This window comes from Micromonospora sp. DT229 (genome assembly GCF_049844505.1).
Lineage (GTDB): Bacteria > Actinomycetota > Actinomycetes > Mycobacteriales > Micromonosporaceae > Micromonospora.
In genome coordinates this window covers 120,055-135,547 of sequence record NZ_JBNCLD010000014.1, presented here as the reverse complement: position 1 = coordinate 135,547, position 15,493 = coordinate 120,055, and the positions used below count along the sequence as shown (strand labels likewise).

Genomic DNA, 15,493 nt, shown 5'->3' with positions numbered 1-15,493 from the left:
GCCGTAGCGCCCGGCCGGCGACCACCGCGCGATCTCGCTGCTGGGACGCGGGGGTGGAGGCGGCCTGGTCCCGCTTGATCCGATCGGTCATCGCACCCCCTCCGCACGCCCTTGTCGCGGCTTGCAGGGTACGCCGCAGTAACGATCATGACGGCCTCGACGGGGGTCGAGGGGGTGGCGCCGGGCGAGCCGGGCCACCAGGGGGTGAGGTGCGGCCCGGCCCGCCCGGCGCCGTGGGGGCGGGGGTGGTGCTGCCGCGTCACCCAGGGGCATGTCGGTGGCCGATTCGCGCCGGGCATGGTCCGCGATGGTCCAGCCCGGGAGGCCGCAGTACGCAGGTGAGTGACGCTCGCAGCGTTGTGAGCCGCCGGCCGCCCCAGCGGGAGAGCTGGAGCGGCCGGGTGGGGCCTACTGTCGGGAATCCGACAGAAAATCAGCCGCGGACGGCTTCCATCGCCTCGGCCAGCCGCCGTACGCCCTCGTCCACCCGATCGGCCGTCACCGCCGAGTAGGCCAGGCGCAGCGCGTGCCTACCCCCGTCGATGACGAAGTCGCTGCCCTTCACCACGGCGACGCCGCGCTCGGCCGCCGCCGGAGCGAGCTTGTCGACATCGACGTCCTCCGGCAGCTCGACCCAGAGGAAGTAGCCGCCGTCCGGCTCCACGAACCGGGCCTCGGGGATGTGCCGGCGCAGTGACTCGGCCAACACCCGCGACCGCTCGCCGAGGGCCGCCCGGACGGTCTCGATCGACCGCTCGATGTCACCGGAGACGCAGAACTGGTGCACGATCGCCTGGGCCACCATGCCCGGGGAGATGTAGAGGCTGGTCGCCTTGCCGGCGATGTCGGCGATCAGGTCCGCCGGGCCGATCAGGTAGCCCACCCGGACCCCCGGGCAGACCGTCTTGGTGAAGCTGGAGGCGTGCACCACGACGCCCCGGGTGTCCATCGACAGCATCGACGGCAGTGACTCGCCACGGAACCGGATGTCGGCGTACGGGTCGTCCTCGAAGATGGTGAAGCCGTACTCCGCGGCCAGCTCCAGCAACTCCCGGCGCTTGTCCAGGGAGAGGGTCACCCCGGCCGGGTTCTGGTAGTTCGGGATGACATGCGCCAACCGGGGCCGTACCCCGGACTCCAGCAGCTTGCGCAGCTCGGCGGTGTCCAGTCCGTCCGGCTGGATGGTGACCCCGTGCAGTTCGCTGCCCATCCGCTTGAGGTTGAGCAGGGTGCGGTCGTAGGTCGGGCGCTCCACCACCACGGCGTCACCGGGGCGTACCAGGTGGTCGAAGAGGAAGGCGTCGGCCTGGAGGGAACCATTGGTGATCAACACCTGGTCGGCCTCGACCCCGTGCTTCTCGGCGACCCACTTCCGCAGCGGAAGGTAGCCGACGGAGGTGCCGTAGGCGGTCACCCCGGCGGGATCGGCGTCGAAGGCACGGACGGCGGCGGCCTTGAGCCCCTCGACATCGACGATGTCCAGCGAAGGCGCGCCACGGGCGAAGGAGATCAGCTGCTCGGCGGTCATGGCTGTTCAGCGTACGTGCGGTGACCTGGCGTGCGCCGACGGCACGGCGATGTCCGCATCCTGAGCCACCGGGTCGGGTGAGTCGGGGCGCCGGTCCCGCCCTGACTGGAGCACGCTACCCGGGCCGAGGGGCCGGGCAGGTCAGGCCGCCGCGCCTGGCCACGCCGCATCGACGAGCACCGGTTCGCTCGACGGGATCGGGGGCACGGCGGCCAGTTGCGCCTGCCGGGACAGGCCCGCCACCTGTAGCCCCAGGGTGGTGATCAGATGTCCCCAGTCGAAGTAGGACCGCCAGGTCGTGATCCGGCTGCGCCGCGCCCGGACCATGTCCACCACCTCCCAGGTGACCGTGCGCCCGGTCGGGGCCACCGTGCCGAAGGGGGTGTGCAGCACCCCGGTGTGGGTGCCGGTCAGGCGCTGCTCCACGGCCGCCCCGCCGGCCGTGCGTACCGCCGAGAGGGGGTCGACCCGCAGGTCGGGAAAGGCACCCGTCCAGGTACGCAGCAGGGCCGGCAACTCCGTGGGGCGCACGGTCACCCCGGGCATGGAGTAACTGCCGTCGGCCGCGTACAGCTCGGGCAGGCGGGCCACGTCCCGCCGCAGGAGCATCGCGTACTGCTGCTCGATCAACCGGTCCGCGCCGCGCATCCTGGCCTCCCTACCGGCGCGCTCGACCACGCCACAGGCAGTTCCATACCCTCGCCCGGCCCCGCCACACCGATCCCGCGACCCTGCCCCACAAAGCGGCATCGGCGGAACTGGTGCCGGGCGGCTACTGTTTGCCCGTGTCCAACGAGCCGCTGCGCTGCGCCGGAGCGCTGATCGTCGACCCTGAGGGGCGCCTCTTCTTCCAGCGCCGCTCGCCGGACCGCCGCCTGTTCCCCAACTGCTGGGACATCGTCGGCGGCCATCTGGAACCCGGCGAGACCGTGGAACAGGCCCTGCGCCGGGAGGTCACCGAGGAGACCGGCTGGCAGGTGACGGAGATACTCGGGCCGGTCGGCGAGTTCCGCTACGTCGGTGACGACGGGGTGGCCCGGATCGAGTCCGACTGGCTGGTACGGGTCGACGGCGACCTGGCCGCACCGACCCTGGAGGCCGGCAAGCACACCGAGTTCCGCTGGCTCGGCCCCGACGAGGTCGACCTGCTGGACGAGCACCGCCACATCGACGACGGCCTGATCCGACAGCTGGCGGAGCGGGCATTCGCAGTGTTGAGGTCAACGCCTTCGTGAGCGACAGCGCCGGGCTGGCCGCACACCGGTTCGCCGCGCTGATCGCGCCCGTCATCGACCGGGTCTTCGTCGCCGCCATGCAGGCCGGTCGGGACGGCGGCGCGGCCGAGTTGAGTCAGCGGTACGGCGGCACGGCCGCCACCGGTCTGCTGGTGGAGTTGCGGACCCGGCTGGCCGCCCCCGGTGGCACGGTCGACGCGGCCGGTCTCGCCGCCGTGACCCGGTACCGCGATCCGGCCACCTGCCGTCGAGCGGTCGACCGACACCTCGCGTACGCCATGATCCATCGACGGTCGGACGGTGCCCTGACCGCCACCGAGCGGGGCGCGGCCTTCCTGGCCGAGCTGTATCAGGTGCACGCCGAGGTGACCGAGGAACTGTGGGCCGGGCACGAGGATCGGGTGCTGCGGCTGGCCGTGGCAGCCGGCTGGCTGGTGGCCGCCGCATTGACCTCGGAGAGCGACCCGGGGTGCGACAGCGGCTCGGGGGGCGGCGGCTCGGCCTTCACCGCTGTGGCTCCCCCGTACGAGCCGGAGGGCGCCACGGCCGGGGTGCTGCTGCTCAACCGGCTGGGCGCCCTGCGGTACCACCGGGCCGACGCGCACGCCGCCGCCTGGGCCGCCGCCGGGCACACCCCCGCCAGCATCGTCGAGCTGCCCGACGGACCCCAACGGCGGGCCATCGAACTGGAGACCGACCGGCGGGCCGCCGGGCCGTACGCCGTGCTCACCCCGCCGCAGCGGCTGGAGTTCCTCGCCGACCTGGCGGCGCTACCCGGCTGAGCCGACGGCAGCCCGACCGGCGGCGCTATCCTCCTCCGGTGAGCGCCGTAAAGACAGATACAGAGACCGGCATGGTCGGGATGGTGCTGGCAGCCGGTGCCGGTCGCCGGCTCCGCCCGTACACCGACACCCTGCCGAAGGCTCTGGTGCCGGTGGACGGCGAGATCACCATCCTCGACATCGCGCTGCGCAACCTGGCCGAGGTGGGACTCACCGACGTCGTGGTGGTGGTCGGCTACGCCGCGGAGGCCGTCCGGGAACGTCAGGCCGATCTGGAGCGCAGGTACGGCGTCACGATCACCCTCGTGCACAACGACAAGGCCGAGGAGTGGAACAACGCGTACTCGCTCTGGCTGGCCCGGGACTGGTTCTCCCGGGGGGTGCTGCTGGTCAACGGCGACACCGTGCACCCGGTGAGTGTGGAGAAGACTTTGCTGGCCGAGCGGGGTCCCGGGATCCTGCTGGCGATCGACACCCTCAAGCCGCTGGCCGAGGAGGAGATGAAGACCACCTTCGACGCCGCCGGCCAGCTCACCCGGATCACCAAGCTGATGGAGCCGGCCGAGGCGTACGGCGAGTACATCGGCGCCACGCTGATCGAGCCGCAGGTGGCCGAGGCCCTGGCCGACGCCCTGGAGGCGACCTGGCGGCGCGACCCGAACCTGTACTACGAGGACGGCTACCAGGAGTTCGCCGACCGAGGTGGCGAGGTGCGGGCCGCCCCCATCGGCGAGGTGTCCTGGGTCGAGGTCGACAACCACGCCGACCTGGCCCGGGCCCGGGAGATCGCGTGCCACTACTAGCCCGTACGGTCACCACGCCGCTGTCGATCGAGGTCCGACGCGGTGCGGTGACGGACCTCGGGGCGCTGCTGGCCGACCGGCGGATCTCCGGGGGCGGCGACGTGGCGTTGGTGGTCGGCCCCGGGCAGGGCGAGAAGATCGCCGATCTGTGCCGGCCCTCCCTGGGCTCGGCCGACATCTTCACCGTCAGCGGCGGCACGGTCGACTCGGCCAACGCGCTGGGCGACCAGTTGCGCCGCCGACACTACGACGCGGTCGTCGGCATCGGTGGCGGCAAGACCATCGACACCGCCAAGTACGCCGCCACCCGATACGCCCTCCCGATGGTCACCGTGGCGACCAGCCTCGCCAACGACGGCATCGCCTCCCCGGTGGCCTCACTGAGCCACGAGGGCGGCAAGGGGTCGTACGGCGTACACATCCCGATCGCCGTCCTGGTCGACCTGGACTTCGTGGAGAACGGCCCGGATCGGCAGACCCAGGCCGGCATCGGCGACGCGGTGAGCAACCTGAGCGCCTGCGCCGACTGGGAACTGGCCCACCAGGTACGCGGCGAGCCGATCGACGGGCTGGCCCTGACCCTGGCCCGGACCGGGGCGGAGGCCCTGGTCAACCACCCCGGCAAGATCACCGACGACGCCTTCCTGACCACCCTGGCCGAGGCGCTGATCCTGGGCGGCATCTCGATGTCGGTCTGCGGTTCAAGCCGACCGGCCAGCGGCGGGGACCACGAGATCTCGCACGCCATCGACCACCTGTACCCGGGCACCGGCTCGCACGGGGAGCAGGTCGGCCTGGGCGCACTGTTCTGCACCTTCCTCCGGGGCGACCTGGAACGCTTCGGGCAGTTGGCCCGCTGCCTGCACCGGCACGGCCTGAGCACCCGGCCCAGCGAGCTGGGTCTGACCGACGAGCAGTTCATCGAGGCGGTCGCCTACGCGCCGCGTACCCGGCCGGACCGCTACACCATCCTCGAACACCTCGCGTTGTCCGCTGACGACCTTCGTACCCGGCTGGGAGACTACGTTGACGCCCTCCGTGAGCACCTTGGCTGAGCCGTCCCGCCCCACGGTCGCCGACTTCCACCGGGTGAACCGGGGCGGTGGCCTGTTCAGCGAGTCGATCAGCCAGTGGATCGGTGCGGTCTTCGCACTTGTCGCCCAGCGACTCGGGCTGCGCCCGACCGTACTGACCATCACCAACCTGGTGCTGGGGCTGGCCACCTCGGTCACCGTGGTCGCCCTCGCCGGTCCGGTCGCCGCCGGGGAGGTACCGGCTGTGCTGGTCGGGCTGCTGGCCCTGGTCGGCTGGCAGATCGCGTACGCCCTGGACTGCGCCGACGGTCAACTGGCCCGGGTCACCGGGCAGGGCAGTGCGGCCGGTGCCCGGGTAGACATCCTCTGTGACGTGGCTGCCCAGATCGCCCTGGTGGCCGCGTTGGCGGCGACTGCGGTGGCGCAGCGCCCCTCGACCCCGGTCTGGCTGGTCGCTGCCTTCGCCGGCACCTGGATGGTCAACCTGGTCACCTCGGTGATGCAGTCCGGCCCGAACGCGGCCAGCATGGTCACCTCGACCTCCCTGCCCGTACGCCTGGTCAAGCTGGTCCGCGACTACGGCGCGGTGATCTTCGCCGCCGCTTTGGTGCTGGCTTTTGCTCCGGCGCTCGCCTTCTGGGTGCTCGTGGCCTTCACGATCGTCAACGGCGGCTTCCTGCTCGCCAGCATCGCCTTCTCCGCCCGCGCCAGCCTGTAGGGCAAGGGTACGAGCGGTTTCCTGTGACGGTTCTCAGCTGACCTGAGACGGCGACCGCCGTGCGGCGGAAGGTCCGACCGCATCGCCATATGGCTACCTCGCCTGAACCCTGCTCTCAATTCTTTTTGGTCGCATACCCGAATCGGGGAAACTACAACACGGGTAGACGTCTCGTATGGGGTGCCGGCGACATGGCATCAGTAGGATGACACCATGATCCGATCGAAGAAGGTCATCTCAGTAATACTCGCGCTGACAATGATCGGGCTATCCGCATGCGCCCCGGCCGACAAGGCGGGATCGGCAGATTCATACATAGTTCTGGTTGATCTCTACTCGGGCAAAGAGAGCCCCGAGGTCGGTCTGAATACACAGGTGGCCGACGATCTTTACAGCCAGGTAAACGGCCGGACCGGCGAGTTCGTTGACACTGACGAACCGGAGCCCACGCTCGGATTCCGGGGATTCCTCGTGACACCCGCCGACGACGCACTGCCAACCCTGCGGATCACCCAGACCGACGTCTACACGATCAATGGCGCCGATCGACGGCGGCTCGCCGACCCCGAGGGGCACTACTACAAGCTGGTACTCGACGGCATCAGTGGGGATCTCCCACAGGAGGTCCTCAGCGCTCTGCCCTGACACTCTCTCCAGCACGAAGAGAGGTTTTAAGAATGGCGAACGCGATCACCCCCGTCGATCATGAGGTTAGCGTAACCAAGGAGATCAACTTCGCCGTCAACCTCATGATCAACGGTGAGAGGTGTTCGGCCTGGGTGGGGTGGCGGGTGGGTGGGGTGGGGTGGGGTGGGGTGCCGCAGGATTTCGCCGTTTGGCGTAGCGGAGTCGATCAACGCTGGGCTAGGTCGGCGTACACGGCTAGGAGCTGCTTGGTGACCACGTCGGGGTGGAAGACCCGCTCGTAGCGGGAGCGGGCGGGGGCCGCCAGTGCGGCGGCGCCGGCGGCGGCCAGCGGCAGTGCGGCGGCCAGGGCGGCCGGGTCCGGGGGGACCACCCAACCGGCCTCACCGGCCAGGACCCCGGCCGGCAGCGCGGAGGCCAATCCGGAGCCGCCGGGGCCGCCAGGGCTGGGTGGGGCGGAGGTGGAGGCGGTCACGGCGGGGCCGGTGCCGGCGGGTTCGCGGGGGGTGTCCGCGCCGACCAGGTACGGGATGCCGCCCAGCGCCGTGCCGAGGACCGGACGGCCGCTGGCCAGTGCCTCGATGATCACTGTGGGCAGTACGTCGTGCCAGGTGGAGGTGGCCAGCACCACGGCGCTCGCGGCCAGTGCCGAGCGAACCCCGGCCCGGTCCAGCGGGCCCAGAAAGGTCACGTCGGCACGTTCGGCGGCCGCCGCCTCGACCATCGGACGCAGCTCACCGTCACCGGCCACCCGCAGCGGCCCCAGCGCCCCGTCCGGGTGCCGCCGCCACGCCTCCAGCAGCAGGCCCAGCCCTTTCTCCGGGGAGAGCCGACCGAGGAAGAGAAAGCCCTGGCCGAGGGGGGCGGGAGTGCCCGGATCGGGAATGCCGTTCGGCTTCACGACGATCCGGGAGTCCGGGATGCCGTAGTCGCGCAGGTGGTCGGCGACCGCGCTGGTCAGGGCGATGAACCGGTCCACCGACTTCCAGGTGCCCCGATGCACGGCCAGGGTGGTGGCCATCAGGGCGCTCTGCGCCCGGGACCCCCGGTAGCAGCGGTGCACCACCGCCGGCACCCCCAGGGTCCGTCCCCGGCAGTCCTGACAGATCACCCCGTCGCGGAAGTACAGCCCGGAGGAGCAGACCTGACGGTAGTTGTGCACCGTCTGCACCACCGGCACCCCGTGCTTGTGCGCGGTCCGCACCACCCAGGGCGACAGCAAGGGGTACGGGTTGTGCAGGTGCAGCACGTCCGGCCGGTGCTCGGTGAGCAGCCGGGACAGGTCGGCCTGCGCCTTCGGCGCGTACATCGGGGAGATCGGCAGCAGGGCCTTCGCCGCCTTCGACATCGACGGGATCTCGTCGGAGCTGCGCAGGAACGGCAGCACCTGCACACCGGCGGCGGTGAGCTGGGCGATCTCAGCGTCGACGATGGTGTTCTCACCGGAGGGCTGAGCTTCCCGGTACCGGTTGTGCGCCACCACAATCTTCACGGGAAAGAAGGCTACCGTTGGACGATGCCCGAACTACCGGAGGTGGAGGCGCTCGCGGGTTACCTGCGGCAGCGCGCGGTGGGCCGCCGCGTCGAGCGGCTGGAGGCCGTCGCGATCAGCGCCCTGAAGACGTACGATCCGGCGCTGACCGCGGTGACCGGTCGGTCGGTGACCGACGCCTGCCGGCACGGCAAGTTCCTCGACGTCGGTTTCGACGGTGACCTGCACCTGGTGGTGCACCTGGCTCGGGCCGGTTGGCTGCACTACCGGGAGGCCTTCGCCTCGACCGTCCCGCTGCGTCCGGGCAAAGGCCCGATCGCCCTTCGGGCCCGTCTGGACGACGGTTCCGGTTTCGACCTGACCGAGGCCGGTACGCAGAAGAAGCTGGCCGTCTACCTGGTGACCGATCCGCAGGCGGTGCCCGGGGTGGCCAAGCTCGGACCGGACGCCCTCGCGGCCGACCTGGCCACCTTCGCCGAGGCGGTACGCAGTCGACGGGGGCAGGTCAAGGGGGTGCTCACCGATCAGGCCGTGCTGGCCGGGGTGGGCAACGCGTACTCGGATGAGATCCTGCACGCGGCGAAGCTGTCACCGTTCGCCCTGACCGACCGGCTCACCGACGAGCAGATGGCGACCCTGCACACGGCCACCCGCCGGGTGCTCGGCGACGCGGTCACCCGCTCGCTGGGGCAGCGGGCCGCGGAGTTGAAGGGCGAGAAGCGGTCCGGGCTGAAGGTGCACGCCCGCACCGGACTGCCCTGCCCGGTCTGCGGCGACACCGTACGTGAGGTCTCCTTCGCCGATTCCAGTCTCCAGTACTGCCCTACCTGCCAGACCGGCGGCAAGCCGCTTGCTGACCGAAGGTTGTCCCGACTCGTACGGTGAGTGACGAGACTCTCGACTACGGAGCGGAATCGGACGTGCGGTGCGCAACCACGGTCCGGCACTCTTCCGGGGCCGCCATCCATCGGTATAGTGGCCCGGTCCCCGGCTTCCGGATGGCGCGGAGCCGGCCAGATCGCAGGCGAACACGGGTCCGTCGCGCAATGGCCCTCGGGTCGGCGTGATGACGGCCATCCGCGTGGGAAACTGAAATGGTGGGCCACTCGGGCCCTTACGGCGAGTAAGCGGTGCGGGTCATGCGGGAGGACATGGGTGAGGTGACGACTAGCCTCCAGCGCCCGGTAACCAACGAAGGCCGGAGCAGACTCGTGCGGCACGTCGACAGCTTCGAGATCCAGCCGCCGACCCCGTCGCCGCACAACGGGGTACCCCGTTCGGCATGGGCGCGGGCCCGGCGACGGGTCTCCCGTTGGCACCGGCCGTACACCGCGATCCTGCTGCTGTTGGACTTCGCGGCGGCGGCCTTCGCCAGCTTCACCGCGATCCGCACCTTCGACCAGGCCACGGCCGGTTTCCACGAGGCGCAGAACGACCCCACCTGGTTCCACACGGTGGCCTTCGTGCTGCTGCCGCTGGGCTGGTTGACCATTCTGTGGTTCAGCGGGGCCTATGACCGGCGTTGTCTGGGTCTGGGGCCGGACGAGTTCAAACGGGTGATCCGGGCCGGGGTGGCGGTCTGCGCGGCGGTGTCCTTCCTCGCCTTCGCCACCAAGACGGACCTGTCCCGGTTCACGGTCGGCACCGCCCTGCTGCTGGCCCTGCTGCTGATCCTGCTGGGCCGGATCCTGACCCGCTTCGTGCTGCATGTGATGCGCCGCAACACCCAGCAGGCGGCCCACCGGATGGTGCTGGTCGGCACCCTGCCGGAGTGCCTGGAGGTCTACACCGCGGTCACCCGCAACCCCGCCGCCGGGCTGGTCCCGGTGGCCATCCACATCACCGACGGTTACGCCGCGGCCAAGGGGGTGCAGACCCCCGTCCCGGTGTACGCCGGCCGTGACGTGCTGGCCCTGGTACGCGAGGTGGGCGGCGACACGATCGCGGTCTGTGGCTCGGCCAGCGCCGAGCCGGGTGAGCTTCGCCGGTTGGCCTGGCAGTTGGAGGGCTCCGGGGTCGACCTGGTGGTGGCACCGCAACTGACCGACATCGCCGGCCCCCGGGTGCACATCCGCCCGATCGAGGGACTGCCGCTGCTGCACGTCGAGGAGCCCACCCTGTCCGGGCCGGCTCTGCTGGCCAAGAACATGATGGATCGGGTCGCCGCCGGTCTGGGCCTGCTGGCGCTGATCCCGGTCTTCATCGTCATCGCCATCGCCATCCGGATCTCCGATCCCGGTCCGGTCTTCTTCCGCCAGCCCCGGGTGGGGCACGAGGGGCACACCTTCCGGGTGTGGAAGTTCCGCACCATGTATGTCGACGCGGAGGACCGGCTGGCCAGCCTGGTCGACCAGAACGAGACCGACGGCATGTTGTTCAAGATGAAGCAGGATCCCCGGGTCTTCCCGGTGGGCCGCTTCCTGCGCGCCTCCTCGCTGGACGAGCTGCCGCAGTTGATCAACGTGCTGATGGGCGAGATGTCCCTGGTCGGGCCGCGACCCCTGCCCGCCGACGACGGCGACTTCCTCGGCGATGTGCGCCGTCGGCTGCTGGTCCGGCCCGGGATGACCGGGCTGTGGCAGGTGTCCGGCCGCTCCGACCTGTCCTGGGACGAGGCCGTCCGACTGGACCTCTACTACGTCGACAACTGGTCGTTGGCGTACGACCTGAGCATCCTGTGGCGCACGGTGGGCGTGGTGCTGGCCCGCAAGGGTGCCTACTGACCCTCGCCGATCGGCAGTCGCCCCTTCCGCCGGAGCGCGGATGGCAGCAGGATCATCGGCGTGGGCGGCAACCTCTCTGCGATCGTCGGAGTCTTCTCGCTGGTCGCCGTACTGGCTGCGGCGCTGTTCGGGGTGGCCCGGTCACGCGCCCGCCGCGCCATCGCCACCCCCGGTCAGCGGGCCACCTACGAGGTGCTGCACACCGCCGGGCTGGCCGCCGAACCGCTGCGCGCCGGGCTGAACCCGGCCAACGCCGCGAAGGCCGCCCGTCACCTGCGCAGCCTGGTCGGCGCGGAAGGGCTGGCCCTGACCGACACCGAAGACCTGCTCGCTCTCGACGGCCTGGGCACGCACCACGGCCGGCAGCTGTGGGCGGCGGCGCAGCGGGTGATCGCCGCAGACCGTTCCACCGTGCTCGGCGAGGCCGAACTCTTCTGCGACCGGCTCGACTGCCCGGTACGCGGGGCGGTGGTGGCGCCACTGGCCGGCGCCGAGGGGCGGGTCGTCGGCGCGCTGGTCGCGGTCACCGACGGGGTACCCGCGCCAGGTCTGGTGCAGGCCAGCCTGGAGACCGCACACTGGGCCGGCAGCCAGCTTGCCCTGGCCGAGCTGGACTCCTCCCGCGAACGGTTGGCCCGCGCGGAGGTCCGGGCGCTGCGGGCGCAGATCAGCCCGCACTTCATCTACAACGCGCTGACCGCGATCGGCTCGTTCGTCCGCACCGACCCGGAACGGGCCCGGGAGCTGATCCTGGAGTTCGCCGAGTTCACCCGGTACTCCTTCCGGGCGCACGGCGAGTTCACCACGTTGGCCGAGGAGTTGCGCTCGATCGATCGCTACCTGACCATCGAACGGGCCCGGTTCGGTGACCGGCTTCAGGTGCGCCTCCAGATCGCCCCGGAGGTGCTGCCGGTGACCCTGCCGTTCCTGTGCCTGCAACCGCTCGTGGAGAACGCCGTCCGGCACGGGCTGTCCCGCAAACCGGGGATGGGCATGGTCAGCATCGAGGCCCAGGACGCGGGCGCCGAATGCCACATCACGGTGGAGGACGACGGAGTGGGGATGGACCCGCGCACCCTTACCGCGGGAATCGCCGAGTTGGCCGGGAGCGACGGCGACCCGGGAGACGACCCGGGCCAGCACGTCGGACTGTCGAACGTCGACGAGCGGCTCCGGTCGGTCTTCGGAGACGGCTTCGGTCTGGTCGTGGAGACGGACCTGGGAACGGGTACGAAGGTGAGTATGCGAGTGCCGAAGTTCCACCCCGGCGTACGGGCCAACGCGTGAGCGGCAACGGCGGGGTCACCGGTTTCCTGCGGGTACTCGCAGTGGACGACGAGCCCCCGGCGCTGGACGAGTTGGCGTACCACCTGCGGGCCGACCCCCGGGTGGCCCGGCTGCACACCGCCGGGGACGCCACCGAGGCGCTGCGGGTGCTCCGCGACGACGAGGTGGACGTGATCTTCCTGGACATCCGGATGCCCGGCCTGGACGGCATGGAGCTGGCCCGGGTGCTGCGCCAGTTCGCCCGGCCACCGGCGATCGTCTTCGTCACCGCGTACGACGACGGCGCCGCGGACGCCTTCGACCTGGGCGCCACCGACTACGTCCGCAAGCCGGTACGCGCCGAACGACTGGCCGAGGCGCTGCGCCGGGTGGTCGGCTCCCGGGTGGTGCCGTCGCATCCGGCCGCATCGGCCCGCGCCGAGGAGGACCCGACCATCCCGGTGGAGCTGGCCGGCAGCACCCGGATGCTGCCCCGCTCGGCGGTGCGCTGGGTGGAGGCGCAGGGCGACTACGCCCGGTTGCACACCGCCGAGGGCTCACACCTGGTCCGGGTGTCGCTCGCGACCCTCGCCGACCGGTGGGCCGACGGCGGCTTCGTCCGGATCCACCGCTCATACCTGGTGCAGCTACGCCTGATCGCCGAACTCCGACTGGTCAACTCCGGCTACGTGGTAGTTGTCGACGGCACCGAACTACCAGTAAGCCGCCGCCACACCCGGGAACTGAAGGACAAACTAGTCCGAGCCGCCAAACAAGCCTGGACCCGCTAGCCCCACCCTCGCCCCATTGATCATGAGGTTAGCGGCGAAGTTGATCTCTCCGACTGCCGCCAACCTCATGATCAACCAGGTTGGGTGGGGGTGGGGGTGAGGGTGGGGGTGGGGTTTGTCCACGGGGTTTTCCACAGGGGTGGGGGGTTGTCCACAGGTTGTCCACAGGGCTCTTGACAATCCCGGTGAGCGGACCAGACTCCGTGAATGGCCGCCGAGGATCCAGTGCCGGCACCACGCCGAACCGAGCCGGACCGGGCGGCACCCGGGCAACGCGCGCCCGGGCAACGCGCGCCCGGGCAACGCGCGCCCGGGCAACGCGCGCCCGGGCAACGCGCGCCCGAGCAGCAGCCAACCGGGCAGCAGACACCGGAACAGCACAGTCCCGGGCAGCGGGGCGAGCAGCGCTCGACCGCTGGTGAGCAAGGGTCTCCTGACCAGCGGGGATCCTCGCCGCCTCGGCGTACTCGGGTGGTGTTGGCCGAGGTGTCCCGGCGGCGGCAGCGGAGCGGGGGTGCCCGTACCGAGCTGACCCAGCAGACCCGGGTCGGCGAGGCGCTGATCCACGGCCTGGTCCGCGCCCAGTTGGCCCTGGCGCTGCAACTGTCGGCGGTGGTCATGGTGGGGCTGGGCGGGTTGCCGCTGCTCTTCGCCGTCGCCCCCTCGGTCGGCGGGACGACCGTGCTGGGGATCAACCTGCCGTGGTTGCTGCTCGGGGTGCTCTCCTTCCCCTTCCTGGTCGCGGTCGGCTGGACCTACGTGCGGTTGGCCGAACGCAACGAGCAGGACTTCGCCGACCTGGTTCAACGGCCGGAGCGCTGAGGTGGGTAACGGACTCGTCGTACCGGCGATCGTGGCGGTCACCCTGGTCACCGTCGGGATCGGCTTCTACGGGCTGCGGTTGGCCCGCACCACCTCCGACTTCCTGGTCGCCTCCCGGGTGGTCAGCCCTACCTGGAACGCGGCGGCCATCGGCGGGGAGTACCTGTCGGCGGCCAGCTTCCTCGGGGTGGCCGGGCTGATCCTCAAGTACGGCGTGGACGTGCTCTGGTATCCGGTCGGCTTCGCGGCCGGCTATCTGGCCCTGCTGCTGTTCGTCGCCGCACCACTACGCCGCTCCGGCGCCTTCACCCTGCCCGACTTCTGCGAACTGCGGCTGGGCTCCCGCCGGCTGCGCACCCTGGCCACCGTATTCGTGATCTTCATCGGCTGGCTCTATCTGGTGCCCCAGTTGCAGGGGGCCGGGCTGACGCTGGCCACCCTGGCCGGTTCCCCGTACCCGGTGGGGGCTCTGGTGGTCGCCCTGGTGGTCACCGCCAACGTCGCGCTGGGCGGGATGCGGGCGATCACCTTCGTGCAGGCGTTCCAGTACTGGCTGAAGCTGACCGCACTGGCCGTACCCGCGATCTTCCTGGCCCTTCAGTGGCAGGCCGACGGGCGACCGGCGGTGACCCCACCCGAAGGGCCGATCTTCCGGACCGAGACCACCGTCGTGGTCGAACACCGCGCGGTGCTCACCCTGCCGGACGGGCAGACCCGGGAGGTACGCCCCGGCGACGAGTTGACCTTCGCGGCGGGCGAGCCGGTGCCGGAGGTCTCCGGGGTTGCCACCAGCGCTACGGACTGGTTGCTGCCCAGCACCGCCGGCTCGGATGACCGGGGACTGTTCGCCACGTACTCCCTCATCCTGGCCACCTTCCTGGGCACCATGGGGTTGCCGCACGTGCTGGTCCGCTTCTACACCAACCCGGACGGCGCCGCGGCCCGCCGGACGACACTCGTGGTGCTGGCCCTGGTCGGGGTCTTCTATCTGCTGCCCACCATCTACGGGGTGCTGGGGCGGATCTACACCCCACAACTGCTGGTCAGCGGTCAGACCGACGCAGTGGTGGTGCTGCTACCCGAGGCGGCCCTCGGCGCCGGTACCACCGGTCGACTACTGGCCGCCCTGGTCGCCGCCGGGGCCTTCGCGGCCTTCCTGTCCACCTCGTCCGGGCTGCTGACCAGCGTCGCCGGAGTGATCTCCACGGATGTGCTCGGCCGTGGTTCGGTGCGCGGCTTCCGGCTGGCCACCCTGATCGCCGGCGGGGTGCCCCTGGTCCTCGCCCTGAACGTCTCCGGGCTGGACGTCTCCCAGGTGGTCGGGCTGGCCTTCGCCGTCGCCGCGTCCAGCTTCTGCCCGCTGCTGGTGCTCGGCATCTGGTGGCGCGGGCTCACCGACGCGGGCGCGGCCGCCGGGATCCTGGTCGGCGGCGGGGCGGCGGTGTCGGCGGTGCTGATCACCGTGCTCGGGCCGCCGTTGAGCGGCTGGCCGGCCACCCTGACCGGGCAGCCGGCCGCCTGGACGGTGCCGCTGGCCTTCACGGTGATGGTCGCGGTCTCCCTGGCCACCCGTGGCCGTACCCCCACCGACGTCGGCCGCACCATGCTCCGCCTGCACGCCCCGGACAGCCTCCGGCTGTAAGGAAGACTGTGG

At 71.0% G+C, this 15,493-nt stretch carries 15 protein-coding genes; 12 read left to right on the top strand and 3 right to left on the bottom strand.

From position 1 onward, the window contains the following. Nucleotides 1–433: 433 nt before the first annotated feature. Both ACLQ2T_RS21340 and ACLQ2T_RS21335 read right to left on the bottom strand, forming a co-directional pair. A complete protein-coding gene (locus ACLQ2T_RS21340) occupies nucleotides 434–1,528 on the bottom strand; it encodes a PLP-dependent aminotransferase family protein (RefSeq protein WP_425768104.1) in 1,095 nt (364 codons plus the stop codon). 141 nt (nucleotides 1,529–1,669) lie between these two features. Then, complete coding sequence (locus ACLQ2T_RS21335; protein ID WP_425768103.1) at nucleotides 1,670–2,176, bottom strand: ester cyclase; 507 nt, start codon at nucleotides 2,174–2,176, stop codon at nucleotides 1,670–1,672. A 137-nt stretch (nucleotides 2,177–2,313) separates the two neighbouring features. Here ACLQ2T_RS21335 and ACLQ2T_RS21330 point away from each other — a divergent pair, with 137 nt between their 5' ends. The 6 genes from ACLQ2T_RS21330 to ACLQ2T_RS21305 all read left to right on the top strand — a co-directional run bounded on the left by ACLQ2T_RS21330 (nucleotide 2,314) and on the right by ACLQ2T_RS21305 (nucleotide 6,745). Next, complete coding sequence (locus ACLQ2T_RS21330; RefSeq protein ID WP_425768102.1) at nucleotides 2,314–2,763, top strand: NUDIX domain-containing protein; 450 nt, start codon at nucleotides 2,314–2,316, stop codon at nucleotides 2,761–2,763. After that, nucleotides 2,760–3,545 carry a hypothetical protein gene (locus ACLQ2T_RS21325; RefSeq protein WP_425768101.1) on the top strand — a complete coding sequence of 262 codons (786 nt, stop codon included), beginning with the start codon at nucleotides 2,760–2,762 and terminating at the stop codon, nucleotides 3,543–3,545. Before ACLQ2T_RS21330 ends, ACLQ2T_RS21325 begins: the two co-directional genes overlap by 4 nt. A 71-nt stretch (nucleotides 3,546–3,616) precedes the next feature. Further along, complete coding sequence (locus ACLQ2T_RS21320; RefSeq protein ID WP_425768127.1) at nucleotides 3,617–4,348, top strand: sugar phosphate nucleotidyltransferase; 732 nt, start codon at nucleotides 3,617–3,619, stop codon at nucleotides 4,346–4,348. Further along, nucleotides 4,336–5,403 (top strand): iron-containing alcohol dehydrogenase family protein, encoded by a 1,068-nt coding sequence (locus ACLQ2T_RS21315; protein WP_425768100.1) that lies wholly within the window; start codon nucleotides 4,336–4,338, stop codon nucleotides 5,401–5,403. The genes ACLQ2T_RS21320 and ACLQ2T_RS21315 overlap by 13 nt, the downstream gene beginning before the upstream one ends. After that, nucleotides 5,387–6,100 (top strand): CDP-alcohol phosphatidyltransferase family protein, encoded by a 714-nt coding sequence (locus ACLQ2T_RS21310; protein WP_425768099.1) that lies wholly within the window; start codon nucleotides 5,387–5,389, stop codon nucleotides 6,098–6,100. Before ACLQ2T_RS21315 ends, ACLQ2T_RS21310 begins: the two co-directional genes overlap by 17 nt. 213 nt (nucleotides 6,101–6,313) lie before the next feature. Further along, nucleotides 6,314–6,745, top strand: coding sequence for a hypothetical protein (locus tag ACLQ2T_RS21305; RefSeq protein WP_425768098.1), 432 nt, complete (start codon nucleotides 6,314–6,316; stop codon nucleotides 6,743–6,745). Between the two features lie 208 nt (nucleotides 6,746–6,953). On the opposite strand, the gene ACLQ2T_RS21300 is transcribed toward ACLQ2T_RS21305, so the two are convergent. Next, nucleotides 6,954–8,237, bottom strand: a complete 1,284-nt coding sequence (locus tag ACLQ2T_RS21300) for a glycosyltransferase (RefSeq protein ID WP_425768097.1) — start codon at nucleotides 8,235–8,237, stop codon at nucleotides 6,954–6,956. A gap of 24 nt (nucleotides 8,238–8,261) precedes the next feature. Here ACLQ2T_RS21300 and ACLQ2T_RS21295 point away from each other — a divergent pair, with 24 nt between their 5' ends. From ACLQ2T_RS21295 to ACLQ2T_RS21270, 6 genes are all read left to right on the top strand, one after another. After that, the gene (locus ACLQ2T_RS21295) at nucleotides 8,262–9,122 is read left to right on the top strand and encodes an Fpg/Nei family DNA glycosylase (RefSeq protein WP_425768096.1); all 861 of its coding nucleotides are present in this window, start codon (nucleotides 8,262–8,264) and stop codon (nucleotides 9,120–9,122) included. A gap of 266 nt (nucleotides 9,123–9,388) precedes the next feature. Then, entirely contained in the window at nucleotides 9,389–10,960 is a 1,572-nt protein-coding gene (locus tag ACLQ2T_RS21290; RefSeq protein WP_425768126.1) for a sugar transferase, read from the top strand. 60 nt (nucleotides 10,961–11,020) lie between these two features. Next, the gene (locus tag ACLQ2T_RS21285) at nucleotides 11,021–12,247 is read left to right on the top strand and encodes a sensor histidine kinase (RefSeq protein WP_425768095.1); all 1,227 of its coding nucleotides are present in this window, start codon (nucleotides 11,021–11,023) and stop codon (nucleotides 12,245–12,247) included. After that, nucleotides 12,244–13,017 (top strand): LytR/AlgR family response regulator transcription factor, encoded by a 774-nt coding sequence (locus tag ACLQ2T_RS21280; RefSeq protein WP_425768094.1) that lies wholly within the window; start codon nucleotides 12,244–12,246, stop codon nucleotides 13,015–13,017. The genes ACLQ2T_RS21285 and ACLQ2T_RS21280 overlap by 4 nt, the downstream gene beginning before the upstream one ends. 471 nt (nucleotides 13,018–13,488) lie before the next feature. Beyond that, complete coding sequence (locus tag ACLQ2T_RS21275) at nucleotides 13,489–13,839, top strand: DUF485 domain-containing protein (RefSeq protein WP_425768093.1); 351 nt, start codon at nucleotides 13,489–13,491, stop codon at nucleotides 13,837–13,839. A gap of 1 nt (nucleotide 13,840) precedes the next feature. Then, on the top strand, nucleotides 13,841–15,481 hold the full coding sequence (locus ACLQ2T_RS21270; protein WP_425768092.1) for a cation acetate symporter: 1,641 nt from the start codon (nucleotides 13,841–13,843) through the stop codon (nucleotides 15,479–15,481). Nucleotides 15,482–15,493 lie beyond the last annotated feature (12 nt).